This window comes from Salmonella enterica subsp. arizonae, from assembly GCF_008692845.1.
GTDB lineage: Bacteria > Pseudomonadota > Gammaproteobacteria > Enterobacterales > Enterobacteriaceae > Salmonella > Salmonella arizonae.
Genome location: NZ_VXJW01000001.1, coordinates 274,105 through 294,177, shown reverse-complemented (window position 1 = coordinate 294,177; position 20,073 = coordinate 274,105). Strand labels below are relative to the sequence as shown.

Here is a 20,073-nt window from a genome sequence, read left to right as displayed (position 1 = left end):
AAGCTTCTTGGCTGCGATAAAAACCAGCAACGCCCCCTGTCACAATCACGCACGTCGATAGTCCAAGCCTGTGCTCGCTAACAATAATCATTCCAAATAAGATTTTACATAATGGCAAAATATTTTTGCTAACTGGATAACAACGAGTTGACGTGAGGGAGTAGATGCACTCCCTCAGAAGAGAAGGAATATCAGTGCAGTGCGGCAGTTAATCCACCTGCGACAATCACGCCGAGAACAATAAGCGTGGTGATCAATGAAAATTTCAGGTCGGTACTCATCAAGTTTTCTCCTTTTTATTCCCACACAAAAAGTGATATAGAGCATTTTTACAGATTTCCGCACAAAAATCTCTCAAGTTTTATATTGATAACTGTTTTTAACGCTTCCCCTTTTCCTCAAGATGAGACAAAATTCCAGGCTTATTGAATTAGCATAACGGCCATTGACCCTTTCCTGACGTTCCGTGTTGTTTATCCGGCGTGCCGCAACCCTGAGGTTGCGATTAGGGTGTGTGTAGGCAAACGTTTACCTGGCGTTTCTCAGGAGTCTGGCGAGGGGTCTGGAGTGAAATATAATGGCAACAATTAAAGATGTAGCGAAACGAGCAAACGTTTCCACTACAACTGTATCACATGTAATCAACAAAACGCGTTTTGTCGCTGAAGAGACACGTAACGCGGTCTGGGCGGCGATTAAAGAACTGCACTACTCTCCCAGCGCCGTCGCGCGTAGCCTGAAGGTTAACCATACCAAGTCGATAGGCTTACTGGCGACCAGCAGCGAAGCGGCTTATTTCGCAGAAATTATTGAGGCGGTTGAAAAGAACTGCTTCCAGAAGGGCTATACGCTGATTTTGGGCAACGCCTGGAATAACCTGGAAAAACAGCGCGCCTACCTGTCCATGATGGCGCAAAAGCGCGTGGATGGTCTGCTGGTGATGTGTTCTGAGTACCCGGAACCGCTGCTTTCCATGCTGGAAGAGTATCGCCATATTCCAATGGTGGTGATGGATTGGGGCGAAGCAAAAGCCGATTTTACCGACACGGTGATTGATAACGCCTTTGAAGGTGGTTATATGGCGGGTCGTTATCTGGTTGAACGCGGCCACCGGGATATCGGCGTTATCCCCGGTCCGCTGGAGCGCAACACCGGCGCGGGGCGACTGGCAGGCTTCATGAAGGCGATGGAGGAAGCGCTGATCAAAGTGCCGGACAACTGGATTGTGCAGGGCGACTTCGAACCGGAGTCCGGTTATCACGCGATGCAGCAAATCCTGTCGCAGTCGCATCGCCCTACCGCCGTTTTCTGCGGCGGCGATATTATGGCGATGGGCGCGCTTTGCGCGGCAGACGAAATGGGGCTTCGCGTACCGCAGGACGTTTCGGTGATCGGTTATGACAACGTGCGTAACGCCCGTTTCTTTACCCCGGCGCTGACGACGATTCACCAGCCCAAAGACTCCTTAGGCGAAACCGCATTTAATATGCTTCTGGATCGCATCGTCAATAAGCGCGAGGAGTCGCAGTCTATTGAAGTTCATCCGCGCCTGGTTGAGCGCCGCTCGGTCGCTGACGGCCCGTTCCGCGACTATCGCCGTTAATCTGCGCTGTCGGGAGCCTCTTCTGGCTCCCGCAGCCACTCGCGGTTCAGCGTTTCGCTATCCCCCAAATAGTCCAGCAACCACGCCAGAGCAGGCGAGGCTTCATTTTGCTGCCACGTCACGCAACAGGCCGCATCGGGAAACGGGTTTTCTAACGTCAGCGCCACCCATTCACCGTTGTCTATCCACTGTCGGGCAAAGTGCGTCGGCACCATTCCCACGCATAATCCTGCCGACAGGCAGGTTGCAGAGGATTCCCAGTCCGGCACTACGACCCTTTTTTGGTTATCCAGCAGCCAGGTAATCCGTTTCGGTAAGCTTCGCGAAGTATCTTCCCTGACCAGCGACGGCCAGTTGCGCAGGGTATCATCGCTTAACGGCCCCGGCATCGACGCCAGCGGGTGATCGCTTGCCACTACGCAACTCCATCTCAGGGTTCCCATATCCCGAAAAGCGTAACGCCCCCCTACCGGAATCGCTTGCGTCGCTCCAATGGCCAGTTCGACCCGCCCATCGGAGAGCGCGTCCCAGACACCGTTAAACACTTCCTGAAAAACCAGCAGTTCCACATCGTCAAAATGACGATAGAAATCGACGATCATCTGCCGGGTGCGTTCTGGCCTGACGATATTATCGACTGCAATAGCCAACTGCCCGCGCCAGCCATTAGCTATTTGCTGGCACTGTTGGCGAGTGATCTGCATTTTTTTGATAACAGAACGCCCTTCCTTTAAAAACCAGACACCAGCAGGCGTAAGTTCAACATCACGATGGCGTCGTACAAAAAGCGGTACGGCCAGCCACTCCTCTAACTGACGGACAGTGTAACTGACTGCCGAAGGCACACGGTGCAGCTCTTGCGCCGCCGCGCTAAAACTGCCATTACGCGCAACGGCGTCAACCACCTCAAGCGAGTATTCCGACCACATAATTTGCCTACAAAAATTTTGAACTCATTGGACAAATATTAACGTTTCACAACCTTAATTTCACTCCCTACACTCTGCGACAATGTCTGTCTGATAAGAAAGAGAAACAAATATGCAACCTGGAAAAGGTTTTTTAGTCTGGTTAGCCGGTCTTAGCGTGCTGGGGTTTCTGGCAACGGACATGTACCTGCCTGCGTTTGCCGCTATACAGGCGGATTTACAAACGCCTGCCGCGGCTGTCAGCGCCAGCCTTAGCCTGTTTTTAGCTGGCTTTGCCGTCGCGCAGCTACTCTGGGGACCGCTATCGGACCGTTATGGGCGTAAGCCGATTTTACTGCTGGGGCTATCCATCTTTGCGCTCGGAAGTCTGGGGATGCTGTGGGTAGAAAGCGCGGCTGCGTTGCTGACGCTGCGCTTTGTGCAGGCAGTAGGCGTGTGTGCGGCAACGGTAATCTGGCAAGCCTTGGTGGCCGACTATTATCCTGCGCAAAAAATTAATCGTATCTTCGCCACTATCATGCCGCTGGTAGGATTATCCCCGGCGCTTGCACCCTTACTGGGAAGCTGGATACTGACGCATTTCTCATGGCAGGCGATTTTCGCCACCCTGTTTGCGATTACGCTGTTACTGATGTTGCCAGCGCTGCGCTTAAAGGCGTCGGTAAAAGCGCGCGCCGAGGGACAGGATAAATTCACTTTCGCGACATTGTTACGCTCTAAAACCTATCGCGGTAATGTACTGATTTATGCCGCCTGTTCCGCCAGCTTTTTTGCCTGGTTAACGGGTTCACCATTCATTCTCAGCGCGATGGGTTATAGCCCGGCAGTGATTGGCCTGAGCTATGTTCCTCAGACCATCGCTTTTCTGATTGGCGGATATAGTTGCCGCGCGGCACTGCAAAAATGGCAGGGTTACCAATTGCTTCCGTGGCTGTTAGGGTTGTATGCGCTGAGCGTTATCGCCACCTGGGGAGCTGGCTTCCTGAATGATGCCTCACTGGTGGAGATCCTGATTCCGTTCTGCGTAATGGCGATTGCTAACGGCGCAATCTACCCTATCGTCGTCGCGCAGGCGTTACGCCCTTTTCCTCAAGCCACGGGGCGCGCGGCGGCGCTGCAAAATACGCTGCAACTGGGGCTATGTTTCCTGGCAAGCCTGGTGGTTTCATGGCTTATCAGTACACCATTGCTGACCACCACCAGCGTCATGCTCTCTACCGTTGTTCTGGCGGCGTTAGGCTACAAAATACAGTCTCATGCAGCGTCCGATGAGGCTGGATTTCCTCATGCCGATGTCGCCCATGAGAAGTATCGCTAAAGGTTTGTTAACCCCCACTCAATTAGCACGCTAACAATCTTTGGTTGAATCATCAAAAATTGCGGCCTATACTGATTCCCGGTTGTTTATATTACGATAATTATTAGGTATTAACGGGAACCGGAGCGTTCCCGATTCACCATGGATGGCCTTTTCGGCAAGGGTTCCTCCCTTCCTCTGTTCTACGTCGGATAACTGGCTCACGGAATTGTCCGTGGGATTTCTCACAAAGCCAAAAAAGCGTCTACGCTGTTTTAAGGTTCTGATCACAATCCAGTGATGGAGAAGCTATGAGTTCATCGTGTATAGAAGAAGTCAGCGTACCGGATGATAACTGGTACCGAATCGCCAACGAATTGTTAAGTCGTGCGGATATTACAATTAATGGTTCCGCCCCGTCTGACATTCGTGTTAACAATCCCGATTTTTTTAAGCGCGTCCTGCAGGAAGGATCGTTAGGATTAGGTGAAAGTTACATGGATGGCTGGTGGGAATGCGAGCGTCTGGATATTTTCTTCACTAAAGTCTTACGTGCCGGCCTTGAAAATCAACTCCCTCACCATGTTAAAGATACACTCCGCATCCTCGGCGCGCGTCTGATTAATCTACAAAGTAAAAAACGCGCCTGGATTGTCGGCAAGGAGCATTACGATCTCGGTAATGATCTTTTTTCCCGTATGCTCGATCCCTATATGCAATATTCTTGCGCCTACTGGAAAGATGCCGATACGCTTGAAGCGGCACAGCAAGCCAAGCTGGAATTAATTTGCGAAAAGCTGCAGTTACAGCCTGGGATGCGTGTGCTGGACATTGGCTGCGGCTGGGGCGGTCTGTCGCAATATATGGCGACCCAGTATGGCGTGAGTGTCGTGGGCGTAACGATCTCCGCAGAACAGCAAAAAATGGCGCAGACGCGTTGCGAAGGTCTGGATGTCTCTATTCTCCTGCAAGATTATCGCGACCTTAACGATCAGTTTGACCGAATCGTCTCCGTCGGAATGTTCGAACACGTCGGGCCGAAAAACTACAACACCTATTTTGACGTTGTTGACAGGAATTTAAAACCGGATGGCCTTTTCCTGCTCCATACTATTGGTTCAAAAAAAACCGATCATAATGTCGATCCGTGGATCAATAAGTATATTTTCCCCAACGGTTGCTTACCATCGGTTCGTCAAATCGCAGAGGCCAGCGAATCACACTTTGTCATGGAAGACTGGCATAACTTTGGCGCCGACTACGATACCACTCTGATGGCGTGGCACGAGCGTTTTATCAATGCCTGGCCGGAAATTGCGGGCAATTATAACGAGCGCTTCAAACGTATGTTCAGCTATTATCTCAACGCCTGCGCCGGTGCGTTTCGCGCGCGCGATATCCAGCTTTGGCAGGTCGTATTTACGCGCGGCGTTGAAAACGGGCTACGCGTTCCTCGCTAATCACCACCCCCGCATTACATGCGGGGGCTTTTACTCTCCGTCAGCTATTATCGGCCTGAGTTCTGACCGCATTTTCTCGTGCGGCCAGTACACGCTCTACGGTATCGACAATCGCCTGCGTTTGCGGATCGATCTCAATATTCACACGTTCCCCCAGTTTTTTTCTGCCAAGCGTAGTACGCTCCAGCGTCTCCGGAATCAGGTACACGCAAAAGCGCGTTGGCGTTACCTCGCCGACGGTCAAACTAATACCGTCAACGCCGATAAAACCTTTATAGAGGATATACTTCATCAGTGACGCATCCTGCACTTTAAACCACACCTGATGGTTATTTTCAGAAGTCAGGATTTTCGTGATCTCAGCCGTCGTAATAATATGCCCCGACATCAGATGTCCGCCGATTTCGTCGCTGAATTTAGCGGCACGCTCTACGTTGACCTCATCACCCACTTTCAGCGCGCCCAGATTGGTGATGCGTAGAGTTTCTTTCATCAGATCAAAACTTATCTGGTTGCCGTTTATTTCAGTCACGGTCAAACAGCATCCGTTATTCGCCACGGACGCCCCCGTCTCCAGCCCCTCCAGCATGTGGTCCGGTAACGTCACCACATGTGTGCGAAAGTTGGGTTTTTCATCAATCAATACCAGTTTCGCAGTACCTTGTACGATCCCCGTGAACATATCTTCAACTCCTGAAATAAATAAAAACAGAACTGTTCAGCACAATAACAGGTGGAAAAACAGCTTGCCAGCAATGCCCCCTCAACGACTGTTTTTTCACTGGAGAAATAGTAATACCTCGCTACAATAGACTGAAATATCCCCTGCTATTTCTTTTGGCTGCCACTACGGCGGCTTTTTAGTCTTTCATATAACAACAAAATAAAAGGTGAATTCGTGCAGAAGTATACCAGTGAAGCGCGTCAGTTATTAGCGTTAGCTATACCGGTGATCCTTGCGCAAGTGGCTCAAACCGCAATGGGATTCGTTGATACCGTCATGGCAGGTGGCTATAGCGCTACGGACATGGCTGCAGTCGCTATCGGCACCTCTATCTGGCTTCCCGCCATTCTGTTTGGTCACGGCTTACTGCTGGCCTTGACGCCTGTGATTGCCCAGCTTAATGGTTCCGGTCGCCGTGAGCGCATCGCGCATCAGGTTCGACAAGGATTCTGGCTGGCGAGCTTTGTATCTGTGCTGGTGATGATTGTCCTGTGGAATGCCGGGTACATTATCCGCTCTATGCATAATATTGATCCGGCGCTGGCCGATAAAGCCGTAGGCTATCTTCGCGCGTTACTGTGGGGTGCGCCGGGATATCTTTTCTTTCAGGTAGCGCGAAACCAATGCGAGGGTCTGGCCAAAACCAAACCGGGTATGGTGATGGGATTTCTGGGCCTGCTGGTCAATATCCCGGTGAACTATATTTTCATCTATGGGCATTTTGGTATGCCGGAGCTCGGTGGTATCGGCTGTGGCGTTGCCACTGCCGCAGTCTATTGGGTGATGTTTATCGCCATGCTTTCTTACATTAAACACGCACGTTCAATGCGTGATATTCGTAATGAAAAAAGCTTTGGCAAACCCGATAGCGCCGTCATGAAACGCCTGATTCAACTGGGGCTGCCGATTGCGCTGGCGCTGTTCTTTGAAGTGACGTTATTTGCGGTCGTCGCGCTGCTGGTTTCGCCGTTAGGTATTGTGAACGTCGCAGGTCATCAGATTGCGCTTAACTTTAGCTCGCTGATGTTCGTACTGCCGATGTCGCTGGCTGCGGCGGTAACGATTCGAGTGGGTTATCGTCTGGGTCAGGGGTCGACGCTGGATGCGCAAACCGCAGCGCGAACCGGTTTAAGCGTCGGCGTTTGTATGGCTGTGGTCACCGCAATCTTTACCGTTACACTGCGTAAGCACATTGCTTTGCTCTACAATGACAATCCCGAGGTCGTGTCACTTGCCGCGCAATTAATGCTACTCGCTGCGGTTTACCAAATTTCCGACTCAATTCAGGTTATTGGCAGCGGTATTCTGCGCGGTTATAAAGATACACGCTCCATCTTTTTTATCACCTTTACCGCCTACTGGGTGTTAGGCTTACCCAGCGGTTATATTCTTGCGTTAACGGATCTGGTGGTTGATCGTATGGGACCGGCTGGGTTCTGGATGGGGTTCATCATCGGCCTGACCTCAGCGGCGGTGTTAATGATGCTACGGATGCGTTATCTGCAACGACAGCCATCCTCCATTATTTTGCAGCGCGCTGCGCGATAATACGAAAATAGCTGCCGCATGGCGGCTATTTTCTCGACATATTGCATATTTCAACCGCAATCAGGTGATTTTAGGAAGAAAATTGCGATTTCCCTCTTGCCTCATTGCGGTTGTGACGCTAATATTCGTCCCCGTTGTCACCTACAACGTTGCGTTCATAGCTCAGTTGGTTAGAGCACCACCTTGACATGGTGGGGGTCGTTGGTTCGAGTCCAATTGAACGCACCATCATTTTAATGCGTCTGTAGCTCAGTTGGTTAGAGCACCACCTTGACATGGTGGGGGTCGATGGTTCGAGTCCATTCAGACGCACCAATCCTTTGCATTCTGTGAATATTTGGTTTTATAATTCGCTATATCTTGTGCTGATACCAGTTAAAAGATATTATATTCAGTATCCCAGCGTTGTCATGAAACAAATCCGTTATCTGTTCTATTCTTTATTACCCATCCTGATATTCGCAGTAGTTTGAATGGAGTATACTAAAGGTATTCATTATGTTTCAGTAGAATGCGCATAATCTATCTTCATCACCATACGTAACAATGCTGCAACGGGTTCAAATAAAGTTTCAGGAATTTTATCTCCACGTTCTACTTCAAAAAATAATGAGCGGGCCAGATCAACATTTTCAACAACAGGAATGCAGTTGCGTTCAGCTATATTAACAATATAGTTAGCTTGAGCATCACTACCTTTCTCCAGAACCCGTGGTATTGGCATATCGGTGGGATGATAGCCAAGACAAACCGCAATATGCGTTGGATTACGCACTACCGCAACAGATTGTTTAACAGATTGAGCTAAACTACCACTTTGTATTTCACTCTGCATTTCCCGACGACGTGTCTTCATTTGAGGATCGCCCTCAAGATCTTTATGCTCCTGTTTTACGTCATCTTTGCTCATTTTTAGATCTTTTCTAATTTTATAATATTGAAAAGAATAATCAAGTATGCCAACAACTATATAAAAGGCCATCACCCCTACCCATAACCATTTTATTAAACAAAAAACCACAGGTAAGGCACAAGCTAATCCACAGTACGGTAGCGCCCGAAAAGTACTGACATAATAATAAAAGAAAAATGCTAAGATAAGAGATAATATGATAACTTTCAATGTGGATTTACATAATTCCACTACGCTATGTAAAGAGAATATCTGCTTAAAGTTGCTTACCGGATTTATGTGATCGCTTTTAAAACCAATGGCTTTGCTGGCAATAACTACTCCCACCTGAAGAAACACGCTAGCAACAGTAGAAATTATTATCCCTGCCCCCAGAAATAATATTACTGAACTTAATGAATCTACTAAAGAATAACTCAACTGCGTTAATGCATAAGAAAATGGTTTATTTATTAATTGTAATGTAAAATTTATTAACTCGATAATTCTCAATATAACCTTTTCAGTAAGGAAATGAAAATATAAAAAAAGTGCAATAAGCTGAAATAATGATGTTATCTCAATACTTTTGACAACCTGCCCCTCCTTACGGCCGTCACGTAATTTCTTTTCTGTAGGTTGTTCTGTTTTTTCGCTCATACAGATGGAAACCAGTTTTTTAGATAAATATAAAATTTATCGCTTTCAACCAAATAATGATGAAGGGCATAAGGGAATGATATCAAGAGCATTAATAAAACAAGTATACTTTTGAGTGGCATTGAGAAGAAAAACACATTCAGTTGTTGCGCCGAGCGATTTAAAAGACCTAACGCCAGATCAGCTAATACCATACATATTATGGCAGGAAGAGAGAAACTGATACATAGTTGATAAAGTGTTCTCCACTCTACCTGGATATATTTAAGAAATTGACGGTCGAATAATAAAGTACGCCCCGGTGGTAAATATTGGTAGGATTCATATAGAATGTTTAATATAAATTCCATACCGCCACTTATAAAAAAAATCATACACAGGAACTGGCTGAAAAGCAAGCCAAAGAGTGAGGTTTCAGCCTCCAGTGTAGAATTGAATATTGCACCCATTGTAGCCCCTCGTAAAGTATCTAACAAAAATCCTGCCATATCAACTGCCCAAAAGGGTATCGCCGCACAAAATCCAATTAAAAAGCCAATAATTATCTCTCCTGTGATTAAACCCAACCAACTGTAATCTTTACCAACATGCATAAAAATATGTTGCTGATAAATGATCGGCAATACGGGAAAGGTAAGCGATATAAGAACACCATTACGTAAAAGCTCGGTCCCAAGACTGCTACTTTTTAGTAGAGGAAGTAATAAAGAAAGGCCTAATGGTCTAATAAAAGCCACAGCTAATACAATAATCCATTCATTTAGCTGCTGCGTCATTCAACCATGTTCTCCAATTCGAAGCATTATTTGACGAGTATAATTCAAAAGAATGCCGCTAAGCCATGGGTAGCTAACCATTAAAGTTGTTGCAATTGCCAATAATTTAATCATGAATTGTAGAGTTTGATCCTGTATTTGGGTCAGGGCCTGAACAAGGCTTACGATGACACCAACTACCGATGCAACTAACACCACCGGCATAGAAGTAAAAAGAACGATCCATAAAAGTTGCGTTACAAATTGCGTCAGCTCAGAATCGTTCATGAAAAGCTCTGTACTAATTGTGCCAGTGTCAGATCCCAGCCGCCTGCCAGTAAAAATATCAGCAATTTAAACGGTAATGAAATAGTCATAGGCGATACCATCATCATCCCCATAGCTAGCAGTATATTTGAAATAAGTAGATCAATAGCCAGAAAAGGAAGATAAATTAATAATCCGATCCGAAATGCCTGCGTTAATTGACTCACAGTAAATGCAGGAATTAATATCAACAAAGAATCAGGCTTTATTTTTCTTTTTATATCTTCAGGCCAGGTTCGTTTTATCAAATTCCGAAAATAACTGGCCTCCTTTTCTTCAGAGTTTTTTTGCAAAAATTGTCGATAAGGAGCTAATGCTTTACTGTCCCATTCAGACATCCAGAATGGAGCGTCAGCGACCTGAACTGGATGCCAGCGCTCTTTTACAGCCAATAGCGTTGGTCCCATGATGAATAAGGAAAGTACAAGCGCAAGGCCATAAAGCGCAATGTTTGGGGGAACTTGTTGAATACCAAGAGCATTTCGTAAAATCGAAAAAACCACCGCCAGTTTAAGAAAAGAGGTTCCCATTACGATAATAAGAGGCAATATTGAAAGGAGAAACAATATACCAATCAGTTGCAAAGGCGAATCTGGTAAAGACATACTTTATATCTCATGATACTGCATGGAACCATATTATATTGTTTACATATTATTTTTTATCGGGTTTACACTGTATTTTTGCTTAGATACCAACGTGTAATACGCACCATGAATTCATTCCCACAGGCAATCAGCTCACCTTGCCCGATAACACGGCCATTTAACCTTATCGTTACCTCTGGCGCAAAGCACCCACCTACAGGCAAAACGTCACCCGCTTTAAGTTGTCGTAATTGTCCAATTTCTACGCTCGCACGACCGATCTCAAAGAGCACACTTTGCGGTAACCGCTCCAGTTCGACTGAAGACGCTACGTCACTCTTTAAAATAGGCCCCTCTTGCGCAAGCAACGTTTCGATATCTTGTACTAACTCATCAAATTTCATCATATTATCCTCTGTTAGCAACACCCTGGCATAGATACGTCCAGGTAATTGGATAACAAAACAACCAATTCTGACATCACCAAAGCAATGAATCCGAATGCCCATTCCAATTTCAATAGACTCAAGTTCAGTTAACGTAAGGTGGCACCAACCTAAATATACAGGAACCACTATTGGAGGAGCAGGATAAATCTGTTGACGCTCGGCAGAAAGCTCTCCGACTATATTTTGCAAAAACGCAGTTGGCCACTTAAAAATAATGCTATGGAATTCATGTTCCTCAACTATCCATTTGATGTTCAGCGTTAGCTGATGTGGTACATTACTGCAAAATGTTGGAGGCTCTTTCTGACAAAGTGTCGCATCACTGGCTTGCAATAACGGCGCCAGCCCCCATTCAGCTATTCCATATAGCAATTCAGGATCAATCGCTGATCGATTAGCTGTGCCAATTAACCCTTCACACCAGCGCAGCCAGCATTGTTCTGCAATCCATACCCTACCCAGCTCATTATTATAATTTATAGTAAATAATATCCCTTCCTGTACCGGATATTCTTGCATACGCAATGTCAGCTCCCCAATGGTAGCCCCTTCTGTTGGGAGTATATCCATCCACGGGCGCTCTTCATTCGCTATTGTTAACATAGAATATCTCCAGGGAGATTACATACCCTATATTCAGCAACTGAGATTCCAGCCACTGCTTTAGCGTTTTCATCGAACGATAAACTTCATGATGAGGAACATTAATTTTAAGCTGAATTAGTCCTCCGGATTCGCATACCTCACATTCTACACCGTCAAGATAACCGCCACTAACGCGATAACATTGCGTGAAAACCACGTTCTTATTCAATGCCACAAGATTATTTTCACCAATGGGTAACGCCTGGTACATGAGTTGCTCAAAGTCCGTACGCCCAGCCTCTGCCTCGTTATCATCCTGATAAGATTTGCGTGGCAACCCAAGACTTCCCTCAACTTTGGTAATACGCATCGTTTAATACCATAGTAATTTTTTCTTTTCTTTTCATAAGAGCATTGACATTCTCCTGTAATTTACTTTGCTGGGAGACAAGCTGCTGATATTGATTATCTAACTGCTGGCGCTGCGTCAAAAAACTCTGTGCCTGGGTGAATAGCCTGGCCATTTGTAGTTTCTTATCCAACAGTAAATGACAAGATAACGTTCCTTGCCAGTCCGTTAATTCTTTCAACCTGGCATTCACTGCTAAAGCGCGCGTCTGGCAAATCTGCTGTTCAGAAATAAGCGCCTGTTGCTGCTGATCAAGTACGGCAAGTTTGCCTCGTAATTGCTTTTCACGTCGCGCTATTATCTCCAGCAAGGTTTCCAGAATCACTCGGTGAGTATTTGCTGTAATTTTTCTATTAGTAACTCGGGCCCGCATACCTCATCCTTACTTTGTCGCAAAAATGTGCAAATATTCGGATACGTATCAATGGCTTTATCAGCAGCAGCATCGACCCCTCGCTGGTATTCCCCAATGCGTATTAACAGCTCAACGTCCTGGTAAAGCGCCAGATGTCGCCGCAGCGTAGTCGCTAATTGACGATGTTCAGGACTTGTAACGGCTGGAAAAACGCGACTTAGCGTTGCCAATACGTCAATTGCAGGATAATGCCCCATCTCTGCAAGCCGCCGGGATAGCACAATATGCCCATCAAGCAGTGAGCGGACTTCATCCGCCAGCGGCTCATTCATATCATCACCTTCAACCAGTACCGTATAAAACGCGGTAATACTCCCTTTTTCACCCATTCCTGTACGTTCTAAAAGTCGTGGCAATGCACTAAAGACGCCAGGCGGGTATTCTCCAGAAACAGCGGTTTCCCCAGCGGCCAGAGCGATTTCCCGTGCCGCCCTGGCATAACGCGTCAGTGAGTCGGCAAGCAAGACGACTCGTTTTCCATGGTCGCGAAAAAACTCCGCTATCGTGGTGGCCACAAACAGCGCCCTTACACGCTCTAAGGCTGGTCTGTCTGAGGTTGCGACAACAATGACACAACGTTTTCGGCTCTCTTTAGTCAGTGTAAAATCAATGAACTCGCGAACCTCTCGTCCACGTTCACCAATTAAAACCAGAACATTAACATCTGCGCCGGGGGCATTACACAGCATTGCCAGAAGCGTACTTTTACCCACGCCAGGAGCAGAAAAAATGCCCACTCTTTGCCCTTCGCCACAGGTCGCAACGCTATCTATGGCGCGAATTCCCGTCATTAATGGTTGAGTGATAGGCCGTCGAACCATAGCGGGTGGAGGCATTGCATCATAGTCTTTCCAACAGACCTCAGGCAGCTCGCTACCATCAAGAGGGCGACCAAAACCATCAATCACTCGTCCTAACAACACCTCTCCTACAGGGACCTGGTGACGTCGCCTTAAAGCCATCACTTGCTGTCCACAGTAAAGTCCGACGGTACTTGTAAAAGGAGACAACAAAGCTTTGCTGCCGTTAATCCCGACAACCTCCGCAAATTCACCGCCAGGCTTTATACAGCATAGCTCTCCCATAAATACCCCAGGCAACCACGCATTTAACAACGTTGCGCTGATATCCTGAATTCGGCCCCATCGCCGATACCCATCAGGGGGAGGATATTTCAGCCTCAGGCATTGCATCAATTCATTCTTCATTGTCCGCCAGTTCCTCTTCGCTAAGGTCAATACTTTCTACCACTTGTACAAAGCACTCCTCTCCCAGTTCCTGCCATGACAAAATCGGTACGTCGAATAAGGTCGCTTCTGTAATTTTTCGCAAGAAACGCCGGGTATCGACAGAGGTAACAATGAATAATTTGGCAGAGCGCTTCAGCGCCTGCTCAATCAATTGCAGAATCTGAGACTTATGGCGAGACGATAGCGCAGTATAGGTGCCCATTGCCGTCTGGCGAATAGATTCGCGAACGAGATTCTCAATACCTTCTCCGATCCGCAAAATCGGTAACGGTTTTCCTTCAGGATTAAGACGACGCAGAATATGACGGCGAAGTGCGATACGGACGTATTCTGTCAACATCAGGACATCTTTTTCACGTGGCGCCCAGTCAATTAACGTGCCGAAAATAAGGCGTAAATCTCTAATAGAGACCCGTTCTGATACAAGCCGCTGCAAGGTTTCAGCGATTTTGTTGATGGGCAACTGACGCTGAAGTTCTTTTACCAGTTCGGAGTAGTTTTTTTCCATTGCATTCATCAGATAACGCGTTTCCTGAACACCAATAAACTCTCCCATATGGCGAAGCAGCGCACATTTTAGTAAGGCAGAGATACGTTGGCTGCCAGCAAAAACTTCCAGCCCAAAACCTTGCGCCTTATTGCCCATGTCTTTTGAAAGCCAACAGATCTGCCCCATTCCGTTCGGTAATGTCTGGCTTTCGCCCACCACACTAGCATCCGCGCCTATTAATAAATAATCCGCCTGGGTGGGGATAGATAAACTAAAAACGGGTTCCTGATATAGCAGTACGGTCAATTTTTCAGTGGGTTCAGGTAAAACTTCAATATTAACTTCAGGAAGAGGAACTCCGGTATCCTCAAATACTAGCCACCTCATGGCATCAATATCACGTATCAGGTCAGCAGAATGTAACGTCGGTGTAAGACGTAAGATCAAGGGACACGCGCCGGGAACCATACTATCTTTTTCCGGCGCTTCTGCTCCACTTACGGAAACCACAGCCTTTTTGCGGCGAATGAGAATAATTGGTAACGCCAATAAAGCTGAAAAAAAAGCGAGAATGATAAAAGGGAAGCCAGGAATAAAAGCGAGGAGCATTAAAACAACAGCGGTTAATATGAGTGACTGAGGCTGTCTGGCAATCTGAGAACTCAACTCTGTCGCCAGGTTCTGGCGTTTCTCACCTGGAACACGGGTAACAATAATTCCCGCGCTAAGAGAAATAAGCAGAGATGGAATTTGCCCACATAAACCGTCTCCGATCGAAAGTACACTGTAAGTGTGAACAGCTTCACTCATTGACATATCATATTGTACGATAGCTATAATGATACCACCGATAATATTTACCAGTACTACAATAATACCGGCAATCGTATCGCCTTTAACAAATTTCATTGCGCCATCCATCGCACCGAGGAAGCGGCTTTCCTGCTGGACATGCTGTCTTAATGTACGGGCATGGTCTGCATCGATGACTCCGGCGCGCAAATCTCCATCAATACTCATTTGTTTGCCTGGCATGCCATCAAGTGAGAAACGTGCGCTAACCTCAGCCACCCTCTCGATACCTTTTGTAATGACAATAAATTGCACGATTGTAATGATGGTAAATACGACCAACCCAACGGTAAGATTTCCCCCAACGACAAACCTACCGAAAGCGTCTACAATATTACCGGCGTTGTGTTGCAACAGTACCAGCCGTGACGTGCTGATTGTTAGTGACAAACGATATAACGTAGTAATCAGTAATAAAGACGGAAATACAGATAAATCGAGTGGGTCGCTAAGATAAATTGCGATTAAGAGCAGGATCACTGAAAACATGAGGTTGATAGTAATCAGGATATCGACCATCCAGGTCGGTAAAGGTAACAGCATCATCACAATAGCGATTAATAATACCGTCGCCAGAACCATATCCTGCCGACCAGCACATACATTAAGCCAGTGTTGCGCCCTGATTCCCACACCTAAATGTGAACGCATTGCGACTCCAGGAATTTTATTTGTCGATGATGTAACCGTAACCAGAGCTCTGCAGAACTGGAAGGGGGAGGAGAACAACTAATTGCAAGCCCATCGCGCAACAAAAATAATCGTTGAGGAATACCTATAAACTCTGCTGGTTTCCAGTTAGTCAACGCTTTAAACAACAGGTCTTCATCTAAAAAGGTCTGCTGGAGTATCTGACATAAGTGAATACGACCATTCTGATAGTTGAGATAGGTTTCATATTGTCCTTGCCGCCAGAACATATTTGTCGCTAAAGGTCGTTCAGCTAATCCTGATAATCGAATAAAAAGCTGAATATTACGTTCAGTAATGAGATCCCAATCCATCCTACCGCCTCGCGATGAGCCAGAAAAAAAAATTACCGAAATGTTTAAAGTCAGCTATCAGAATAAAACCTGATTTACCTTTAATTCTCGAAGAGTTTCGAGGATTTGTTCACGTTGATCTTCATCGTTAAAACAGTTATCTGGTATCAACATAAACTGCGCATCAAGTTGTTGGAGTAACCGATTAAACATCCTCGATGAAGAAACTACAGCGGTAAGTCTGTCAAGCAACCAATCACTGAAAAGCCAGCGCTCACAAATGATGTCGAGCAACAGCGTTAGTAACGTATTAGGCGGTAACTGGCAAATAAGCTCCTCACGCTGGCACTCTTTTTCAAGGCCGAGGAATAGCAGCAAACGACGCAAACGTACTAATGCTGCGGCCAAGCGACTTTGCTGCGAGGGTTCGATGCATATGCTAAGTTCAAATGCGATTGCTCTTAGCAAAATACGGACCCGCTCACAACGATCCGGCCAGTCTGCCACGCGTCTAAACCACTGCGATAAGGGCATTTCATCGTTGTCTATCGCCTGTTGCATAAAACGCTTCAGAGATGCCAGCGTAGCGGTATCCACTTCGCCAAGTTCCATTAAACTAAAAACGGCAAGTTCCCACCCCTCCTCCGCTGTGAGCGTATCCAGTTGGGCTTGTAAAGCACGTTTTTTCTTTTTAGACAATCCACTGTCAGTAAGCGCCATTGCAAGAGAGATAATTTGATATGCATTCTGCAAATTAGGATCACTATTTTCTTCGGCAAGCGGGCGCAATGTTGCCCCATTATCCTCCTGTATTTGTTTTAGCAAACGCAGCAAAGCCTGCTGTCTGCGCTCCAGTTTCTCAGCATCAATGAGTTTATATTTCTCCCGGAGTTTACCACTCAGCGCCATTCCTATCTCTTCCATCGTCTCATAGAGCGCTGTCCCCGTGGTCTCCTGTAATTCCTGGAGAGCCAACATTGAAGGAGAATTAATCTCTTTTTCCTCTATAAGCTGATCCGGGGTAAACTCTGTAGGAGGCATTATTTTTATTTCATTAATTTTAATATCCATCGCCACCTCTATAATCTTCACCGTTACGTAACCATTTCAGTAACGCGTTGAAATGACGAGAGAGTGAAAATTCAACTGAATATCGTGTTGAAGAAAGCTCAGCCTGATCTGTAGAGAAACCAGGCTCGATAATCAAAGTGAACCGCTTCCCAAAGGTCTCACGCATCAACGCCTCTTTTTCAGGGTGAATATGCAAATAAAGCACCCCCTCTTCCGCTATAGTCATCGCCTGGCGTGCCAGACGATGACACATCACACTGTCTACCGACTGTTGTTCGAACCAGGACATCAGAACCTGTTCTATACTATTTTTAATATGATGTGCCGCTTGATCGACCAAGGCCCGAAATTGACTTTCATCTTCTAGTAAATATTTGACATGCCGTTCCAGCCATTCTGCCTCCAGTTCTTCCAGCGTATGTTTACGCAACCTCTCTATTTCCTGTTGCTGCTCCATTTTTTGTTGACGCTGGGAGCGATAGGCGTCTCGAATGATTTTTTCAGCCTTACGGTAAGCGGCGTTTACAATAGCATGTGAAACGCTATTAGCTTGTTGTTCCTGCGCAAATAATGTTAATTGTAAAGTTATCCATTGTGATTCAATGATATTTCGAGCTGGCAGTTTATGGTTAATTTCCGTCAGCGGTAGTGAATTGAAACTCATAGCAAATGCTCCATGAAGATAATCTCGTTAAGAGAAGTCTTCGGCCAAAGTGCGCGCTGAGGAGGGGGTAATAACACTAATAGCGCATGTAAAACCACATCGTCATACGCTTCCCGATTAAGAATGGCGGTACCGATCTGCAGTGCTGTTTGTAGCATCGCTTGCGGCGAAAGTAATTTGCCATCTCTTTGCCCCAACCAACCATATAGCTGCCAGATTTCATCCTCGCTAAACCACTTTAGGAGCAATTGCCGATACTCTGGTAGCATAAAATAGTCACTGCACCTGAGTTTGAATAACCCCAGTCCAAATGCAAATGCAGACATACGTGGCGCAAGGCGAACCTGACGTTTTTGTCTGTCGCTTAAACAGGCTGGAATAACAGAACTTCCCCTTAGCCCATACAACGATCTGTCAAGAAGGCGATCCAACTCTGGTCGATCGCCATAACGCCAGCAGCTGGAAGGATGAAAGCCCAGTTTGTGCAGCCATTCCGGTACAGCGTAACGAGCAGGTTGCCAGAAATAACGATAAAGCTGCAAAACCTCCGGATCAGGTCGGCTCAGAAACGGCGCCTCAGCCAAAAATAGCCGATCACAATGCCCACCCCCAATAGCAGTCCTGTTAATGATAACATCAACTGATAAGGGTATTTGATCAACCACTTCACCACCTTTTCTTTATTGGCACTGATAACGTCCATAATCGAGAACGTTTGTCTCGCTGGCGCGTCAGGTACCATCCTGAATTCAGCAGGCTGCATCAAGATACTAATCCTGCCGTATTGCAACCCAGGAATCGACTTCTCTATTAAGTCTTTAATTTTTATCCGGAAGGCCTCCATGTTGACCTGAGGTGAATATTTTATAAATACGGCAACAGAACTCGGAGAGGAATTACTTCCCTCATCATAAATCGGTAGTGCAATGGTAACTTTCGTATTAATCACTCCCTCCATCTGACTCAGCATTCCTTCAATTCTTTGCTCTTTTAAAAAATTAATTTTCTGCTGTTCTTCCTGGGGTGATACCACTAGCTGATTAGCCGGAAACATCTTATCCGCTGTCGTAAACTGGCGATGCGGGTAACCGTTAAGTCTCAGTAGCTCAACCGCATTAATAAACTGCGACTGCTCGACACGTAAGGTAATACCATTCTCTTCTTGTTTTTTTTCCGCATTGATGTGATGCTGCATTAGTAATGCCAGCATCTGATTCGCCTCATCTTCCGGCAATGAACGATAAAGATCCACATCACATCCCGTAAGAAAAAATGCCAGCGCAGTAAGGAATAATATACGATGAACCTTCATGTCATGCTTACCAGCTTATTAAGCGCTTGAGAGGTTGAGCCTGATATCCTGGCAAGAAAATCCATATCTACTGTCAATTCCATATAATTCATTTGTCTGGCCAACATAACCTGAGGTAGTAAGACATCGTCTTTACTGGTTGACATACCATCTGTCAATAATTGTTTAAAAAGATTAACTTGCTCCTGGTGTTCCTGGCCTGAGTCCGTAGAGGGCATTACAGAAGATTGAGTGTTTGCCGACATTACTCTGCTGATATCAGAAATATTCAATTTTTAAGCTCCTCATTTGGCGCAGGAAATAACAGGCGTAACGCCATAGCCTCTGGTAAATCAATACCCGCTAAAATCTCCCCAGCTTTTAATGGTTCATTTAAACCCGCCAACAATAATGCCAAACATACCAACTGTAATTTTTTATCCGGAACAATAACAGATAGCGCTGGTAACATCGCATGAACCTGAGAAATAAGGCTATGGTTAACGCCAGCAAACATAATTTCTAACAGCAACCGTCGAATATCGTCGCTAATAATTTCAGATTTTAGCAATGATTCCACTAAGCATGTCCTTGATCATTTTGATCATTGAGCTTTCGTAATTAATAAATGTAGAATACTGCTGTAAGGCAAATTGCACTTTAATCATTGATTCTGGGTTGAGCAAATCATTGCCATTCATTTTGTCATTAATGGCCTCTCCTGCCTGACGCGCCATGTGGGAGAGCATATCCACTAATTGTCCAATATCCATAATGCTTTTCCTTAATTAAATACATCGTAAGGATACTGGAAACATATCAAAATTTAGAA

Annotated in this window: 24 protein-coding genes and 2 tRNA genes; 6 read left to right on the top strand and 20 right to left on the bottom strand. The window is 46.0% G+C overall.

Annotated elements, in window-relative coordinates:
• Window positions 1-191 precede the first annotated feature (191 nt).
• Entirely contained in the window at window positions 192-281 is a 90-nt protein-coding gene (locus F4V61_RS01570) for a YnhF family membrane protein (RefSeq protein ID WP_000102277.1), read from the bottom strand.
• Between the two features lie 296 nt (window positions 282-577).
• Between F4V61_RS01570 and purR the strand changes: the two genes are divergently transcribed.
• A complete protein-coding gene (purR, locus tag F4V61_RS01565) occupies window positions 578-1,603 on the top strand; it encodes an HTH-type transcriptional repressor PurR (RefSeq protein ID WP_000190994.1) in 1,026 nt (341 codons plus the stop codon).
• Here purR and punR read toward each other — a convergent pair.
• A complete protein-coding gene (gene punR, locus F4V61_RS01560; protein ID WP_058345344.1) occupies window positions 1,600-2,532 on the bottom strand; it encodes a DNA-binding transcriptional activator PunR in 933 nt (310 codons plus the stop codon). The genes purR and punR overlap by 4 nt on opposite strands.
• 112 nt (window positions 2,533-2,644) lie before the next feature.
• On the opposite strand from punR, the gene punC reads away from it, so the two are divergent.
• Both punC and cfa read left to right on the top strand, forming a co-directional pair.
• Window positions 2,645-3,850 carry a purine nucleoside transporter PunC gene (gene punC, locus F4V61_RS01555; protein WP_001182306.1) on the top strand — a complete coding sequence of 402 codons (1,206 nt, stop codon included), beginning with the start codon at window positions 2,645-2,647 and terminating at the stop codon, window positions 3,848-3,850.
• Window positions 3,851-4,140: 290 nt separating this feature from the next.
• On the top strand, window positions 4,141-5,289 hold the full coding sequence (gene cfa / locus F4V61_RS01550; protein WP_000098883.1) for a cyclopropane fatty acyl phospholipid synthase: 1,149 nt from the start codon (window positions 4,141-4,143) through the stop codon (window positions 5,287-5,289).
• 40 nt (window positions 5,290-5,329) lie between these two features.
• Here cfa and F4V61_RS01545 read toward each other — a convergent pair whose 3' ends face one another.
• Window positions 5,330-5,971, bottom strand: a complete 642-nt coding sequence (locus F4V61_RS01545; protein WP_000493935.1) for a riboflavin synthase — start codon at window positions 5,969-5,971, stop codon at window positions 5,330-5,332.
• Between the two features lie 216 nt (window positions 5,972-6,187).
• Here F4V61_RS01545 and mdtK point away from each other — a divergent pair, with 216 nt between their 5' ends.
• From mdtK to F4V61_RS01530, 3 genes are all read left to right on the top strand, one after another.
• On the top strand, window positions 6,188-7,561 hold the full coding sequence (gene mdtK, locus F4V61_RS01540; protein WP_001175086.1) for a multidrug efflux MATE transporter MdtK: 1,374 nt from the start codon (window positions 6,188-6,190) through the stop codon (window positions 7,559-7,561).
• A gap of 151 nt (window positions 7,562-7,712) precedes the next feature.
• Window positions 7,713-7,789: transfer RNA gene (locus F4V61_RS01535), tRNA-Val, on the top strand.
• A 10-nt stretch (window positions 7,790-7,799) separates the two neighbouring features.
• Window positions 7,800-7,876 (top strand) — tRNA-Val (locus F4V61_RS01530).
• A gap of 181 nt (window positions 7,877-8,057) precedes the next feature.
• Here the strand turns inward: F4V61_RS01530 and F4V61_RS01525 are convergent.
• From F4V61_RS01525 to sctF, 17 genes are all read right to left on the bottom strand, one after another.
• Window positions 8,058-9,113 carry an EscU/YscU/HrcU family type III secretion system export apparatus switch protein gene (locus F4V61_RS01525; RefSeq protein ID WP_001291704.1) on the bottom strand — a complete coding sequence of 352 codons (1,056 nt, stop codon included), beginning with the start codon at window positions 9,111-9,113 and terminating at the stop codon, window positions 8,058-8,060.
• Entirely contained in the window at window positions 9,110-9,889 is a 780-nt protein-coding gene (locus F4V61_RS01520; RefSeq protein WP_079832353.1) for an EscT/YscT/HrcT family type III secretion system export apparatus protein, read from the bottom strand. The genes F4V61_RS01525 and F4V61_RS01520 overlap by 4 nt, the downstream gene beginning before the upstream one ends.
• The gene (gene ssas, locus F4V61_RS01515; RefSeq protein ID WP_000999984.1) at window positions 9,890-10,156 is read right to left on the bottom strand and encodes an SPI-2 type III secretion system apparatus protein SsaS; all 267 of its coding nucleotides are present in this window, start codon (window positions 10,154-10,156) and stop codon (window positions 9,890-9,892) included.
• Window positions 10,153-10,800, bottom strand: a complete 648-nt coding sequence (gene ssaR / locus F4V61_RS01510) for an SPI-2 type III secretion system export apparatus protein SsaR (protein ID WP_000056362.1) — start codon at window positions 10,798-10,800, stop codon at window positions 10,153-10,155. The genes ssas and ssaR overlap by 4 nt, the downstream gene beginning before the upstream one ends.
• Window positions 10,801-10,865: 65 nt before the next feature.
• Window positions 10,866-11,834, bottom strand: a complete 969-nt coding sequence (locus tag F4V61_RS01505; RefSeq protein WP_038396068.1) for a YscQ/HrcQ family type III secretion apparatus protein — start codon at window positions 11,832-11,834, stop codon at window positions 10,866-10,868.
• Window positions 11,815-12,186, bottom strand: a complete 372-nt coding sequence (gene ssaP / locus F4V61_RS01500; protein WP_001223314.1) for an SPI-2 type III secretion system apparatus protein SsaP — start codon at window positions 12,184-12,186, stop codon at window positions 11,815-11,817. Before ssaP ends, F4V61_RS01505 begins: the two co-directional genes overlap by 20 nt.
• On the bottom strand, window positions 12,167-12,544 hold the full coding sequence (gene ssaO, locus F4V61_RS01495) for an SPI-2 type III secretion system apparatus protein SsaO (protein ID WP_058345414.1): 378 nt from the start codon (window positions 12,542-12,544) through the stop codon (window positions 12,167-12,169). The genes ssaP and ssaO overlap by 20 nt, the downstream gene beginning before the upstream one ends.
• A 2-nt stretch (window positions 12,545-12,546) precedes the next feature.
• Entirely contained in the window at window positions 12,547-13,848 is a 1,302-nt protein-coding gene (locus F4V61_RS01490) for an EscN/YscN/HrcN family type III secretion system ATPase (RefSeq protein WP_080161016.1), read from the bottom strand.
• Window positions 13,838-15,883 (bottom strand): SPI-2 type III secretion system apparatus protein SsaV, encoded by a 2,046-nt coding sequence (ssaV, locus tag F4V61_RS01485; RefSeq protein ID WP_038396070.1) that lies wholly within the window; start codon window positions 15,881-15,883, stop codon window positions 13,838-13,840. The genes F4V61_RS01490 and ssaV overlap by 11 nt, the downstream gene beginning before the upstream one ends.
• Window positions 15,868-16,236: a type III secretion system apparatus protein gene (locus F4V61_RS01480; RefSeq protein WP_000383707.1), complete on the bottom strand. Its 369-nt coding sequence runs from the start codon at window positions 16,234-16,236 to the stop codon at window positions 15,868-15,870. Before F4V61_RS01480 ends, ssaV begins: the two co-directional genes overlap by 16 nt.
• Before the next feature lie 57 nt (window positions 16,237-16,293).
• Window positions 16,294-17,286: a SepL/TyeA/HrpJ family type III secretion system protein gene (locus F4V61_RS01475; RefSeq protein ID WP_000351794.1), complete on the bottom strand. Its 993-nt coding sequence runs from the start codon at window positions 17,284-17,286 to the stop codon at window positions 16,294-16,296.
• A complete protein-coding gene (ssaK, locus tag F4V61_RS01470; protein WP_080161017.1) occupies window positions 17,276-17,950 on the bottom strand; it encodes an SPI-2 type III secretion system apparatus protein SsaK in 675 nt (224 codons plus the stop codon). Before ssaK ends, F4V61_RS01475 begins: the two co-directional genes overlap by 11 nt.
• Window positions 17,947-18,516, bottom strand: coding sequence for a type III secretion system domain-containing protein (locus F4V61_RS01465; RefSeq protein WP_080161061.1), 570 nt, complete (start codon window positions 18,514-18,516; stop codon window positions 17,947-17,949). The genes ssaK and F4V61_RS01465 overlap by 4 nt, the downstream gene beginning before the upstream one ends.
• Window positions 18,513-19,262, bottom strand: coding sequence for an EscJ/YscJ/HrcJ family type III secretion inner membrane ring protein SsaJ (gene ssaJ, locus F4V61_RS01460; protein WP_080152497.1), 750 nt, complete (start codon window positions 19,260-19,262; stop codon window positions 18,513-18,515). Before ssaJ ends, F4V61_RS01465 begins: the two co-directional genes overlap by 4 nt.
• Complete coding sequence (gene sctI / locus F4V61_RS01455; protein ID WP_001026717.1) at window positions 19,259-19,534, bottom strand: type III secretion system inner rod subunit SctI; 276 nt, start codon at window positions 19,532-19,534, stop codon at window positions 19,259-19,261. Before sctI ends, ssaJ begins: the two co-directional genes overlap by 4 nt.
• Complete coding sequence (locus tag F4V61_RS01450; RefSeq protein ID WP_000444711.1) at window positions 19,531-19,821, bottom strand: EscG/YscG/SsaH family type III secretion system needle protein co-chaperone; 291 nt, start codon at window positions 19,819-19,821, stop codon at window positions 19,531-19,533. The genes sctI and F4V61_RS01450 overlap by 4 nt, the downstream gene beginning before the upstream one ends.
• Window positions 19,799-20,014, bottom strand: a complete 216-nt coding sequence (gene sctF, locus F4V61_RS01445) for a type III secretion system needle filament subunit SctF (RefSeq protein ID WP_000351074.1) — start codon at window positions 20,012-20,014, stop codon at window positions 19,799-19,801. The genes F4V61_RS01450 and sctF overlap by 23 nt, the downstream gene beginning before the upstream one ends.
• Window positions 20,015-20,073: the final 59 nt, after the last annotated feature.

What these genes read in the sequence shown, in the direction of transcription:
- punR (WP_058345344.1), bottom strand. Translation starts at nt 2,532, where the DNA reads ATGTGGTCGGAATACTCGCTTGAGGTGGTTGACGCCGTTGCGCGTAAT.
- sctF (WP_000351074.1), bottom strand. Translation starts at nt 20,014, where the DNA reads ATGGATATTGGACAATTAGTGGATATGCTCTCCCACATGGCGCGTCAG.
- ssaK (WP_080161017.1), bottom strand. Translation starts at nt 17,950, where the DNA reads ATGAGTTTCAATTCACTACCGCTGACGGAAATTAACCATAAACTGCCA.
- ssaP (WP_001223314.1), bottom strand. Translation starts at nt 12,186, where the DNA reads ATGCGTATTACCAAAGTTGAGGGAAGTCTTGGGTTGCCACGCAAATCT.
- cfa (WP_000098883.1), top strand. Translation starts at nt 4,141, where the DNA reads ATGAGTTCATCGTGTATAGAAGAAGTCAGCGTACCGGATGATAACTGG.
- ssaV (WP_038396070.1), bottom strand. Translation starts at nt 15,883, where the DNA reads ATGCGTTCACATTTAGGTGTGGGAATCAGGGCGCAACACTGGCTTAAT.
- punC (WP_001182306.1), top strand. Translation starts at nt 2,645, where the DNA reads ATGCAACCTGGAAAAGGTTTTTTAGTCTGGTTAGCCGGTCTTAGCGTG.
- purR (WP_000190994.1), top strand. Translation starts at nt 578, where the DNA reads ATGGCAACAATTAAAGATGTAGCGAAACGAGCAAACGTTTCCACTACA.
- F4V61_RS01505 (WP_038396068.1), bottom strand. Translation starts at nt 11,834, where the DNA reads ATGTTAACAATAGCGAATGAAGAGCGCCCGTGGATGGATATACTCCCA.
- F4V61_RS01475 (WP_000351794.1), bottom strand. Translation starts at nt 17,286, where the DNA reads ATGGATATTAAAATTAATGAAATAAAAATAATGCCTCCTACAGAGTTT.
- ssaR (WP_000056362.1), bottom strand. Translation starts at nt 10,800, where the DNA reads ATGTCTTTACCAGATTCGCCTTTGCAACTGATTGGTATATTGTTTCTC.
- F4V61_RS01480 (WP_000383707.1), bottom strand. Translation starts at nt 16,236, where the DNA reads ATGGATTGGGATCTCATTACTGAACGTAATATTCAGCTTTTTATTCGA.
- F4V61_RS01570 (WP_000102277.1), bottom strand. Translation starts at nt 281, where the DNA reads ATGAGTACCGACCTGAAATTTTCATTGATCACCACGCTTATTGTTCTC.
- ssaJ (WP_080152497.1), bottom strand. Translation starts at nt 19,262, where the DNA reads ATGAAGGTTCATCGTATATTATTCCTTACTGCGCTGGCATTTTTTCTT.
- F4V61_RS01490 (WP_080161016.1), bottom strand. Translation starts at nt 13,848, where the DNA reads ATGAAGAATGAATTGATGCAATGCCTGAGGCTGAAATATCCTCCCCCT.
- F4V61_RS01525 (WP_001291704.1), bottom strand. Translation starts at nt 9,113, where the DNA reads ATGAGCGAAAAAACAGAACAACCTACAGAAAAGAAATTACGTGACGGC.
- ssas (WP_000999984.1), bottom strand. Translation starts at nt 10,156, where the DNA reads ATGAACGATTCTGAGCTGACGCAATTTGTAACGCAACTTTTATGGATC.
- F4V61_RS01520 (WP_079832353.1), bottom strand. Translation starts at nt 9,889, where the DNA reads ATGACGCAGCAGCTAAATGAATGGATTATTGTATTAGCTGTGGCTTTT.
- F4V61_RS01545 (WP_000493935.1), bottom strand. Translation starts at nt 5,971, where the DNA reads ATGTTCACGGGGATCGTACAAGGTACTGCGAAACTGGTATTGATTGAT.